Here is a 1,340-nt window from a genome sequence, read left to right as displayed (position 1 = left end):
GCCAGGTGCCGGCGGCGAGGGCGCCGCCGTCGGCGAGCGGTACGGAGCAGCAGCCGGCCAGCCACTCGTGGCCCCGGTCGGTCATGTAGCGGGCTATGCCGGCCCAGATCAGGCCGATGACGGCGCCGTCGCGGTGGTCGGGGTGGACGCAGGAGCGGCCGACCTCGACCAGGTCCGGCCGGATCGCGTCGAGCGCGGTGAGGTCGAACTCGCCGTCGGAGTAGAGCCGGCCGGCGACGGCGGCCCGCTCGGGCGGCAGCAGCCGGTAGGTGCCGACGATCTGCCCGGTCGTCTCCTCGCGGACGAGGAGGTGGTCGCAGTAGGCGTCGAAGGCGTCGATGTCGTGCCCCGGTTCGGGGGTGGCCAGCAGGGCTCCCACCTCCCCGGCGAAGACGTCGTGCCGCAGCCGCTGCGCGGCACGCACGTCGGCCTCGTCGCGGGCGAGGGTGACGGTGTAGCGGGCGGGGGCCGCGGGCTGCGGGGGACGGTCGAGGGTGGGAACGCCGGTCATGGCTACTCCTGGGCACGGGCCGGTCGGCAGGGGCGGCGGGCCCGGTGTGCGCGGCCCTCCGCTCCTGTTCTTCCGATGCCGGTTGGCGTGCGCGTGACCGGTGCCGGGAGCGCGGATGTGGGGCGGGTGAACGCCCCGGTCAGCCGTTCCGGGTGACGCAGCCGGCGAGCAGCCGTCCGGCCTCGTCCTCGTCCAGCACCCGTTCCAGGACGAGGTCGCCCCTCATGTGCGGGAAGAAGCGGCCGGCGGGCCAGCTCCGCTCGTACGGCGGCGGGTCCAGCACGAGCAGCCGTACGCCGTCCACGACGGGGATGTCCGCGGGGGTGCCCTCGTTCCACACCCACTCGCCGGAGGGGGTGACGAGGTTGAAGGAGCCGGTGGTGTCCACCTGTCCGGGCCGGTCCCGGCAGACGGCGGCCTCCTCGGCGGACGGGGCGCGGCCGGGCAGGTGGCCGCCGCCTATGAGGACGTCGGCGAGCAGGGTGTGCAGCTGGAAGTTGTCGCCGATGCCGGTCATGCGCATGGCGTAGCCGGTGCCGGTGGGGCGGTGCAGGACGACGAGGGGTTCGTCGAGGACGAGCAGGGCGTAGGCCAGGCACTTGAAGTCGTGTCCGGAGTCCTCCTCGACCGAGCGCAGGGTCCGGAAGAGGCGGGTGCGGGTCCCGGTGTCGAGCGCGGTGCGGACGGCGGCGTGGTCGAGCATGGCGACGGCGGCCATCTCCCAGTGGTGCAGGGTGAGCCAGGCGACGGCCTGGTCCGGGTCCACCCGGTCGAGGAGGTCCTCGGGCGGCTCCTCGGCCCGCGGGTCGGGGAAGTCGCCGCCGCCGGT

2 protein-coding genes are annotated in these 1,340 nt (G+C 74.9%); both read right to left on the bottom strand.

Features of this window, described 5'->3' with window-relative positions; genetic code table 11:
* Positions 1-511 (bottom strand): GNAT family N-acetyltransferase (locus H5J33_RS35465; RefSeq protein WP_181798750.1); only part of this gene is annotated, 511 nt, incomplete at its 3' end.
* Between the two features lie 139 nt (positions 512-650).
* Positions 651-1,340 (bottom strand): hypothetical protein (locus H5J33_RS35460; RefSeq protein WP_181798749.1); only part of this gene is annotated, 690 nt, incomplete at its 5' end.

This window comes from Streptomyces sp. WELS2 (genome assembly GCF_013870595.1).
Classification (GTDB): Bacteria; Actinomycetota; Actinomycetes; order Streptomycetales; family Streptomycetaceae; genus Streptomyces.
Note: the sequence above shows the minus strand (reverse complement) of the source record. Positions and strands in the feature narration are given on the sequence as shown.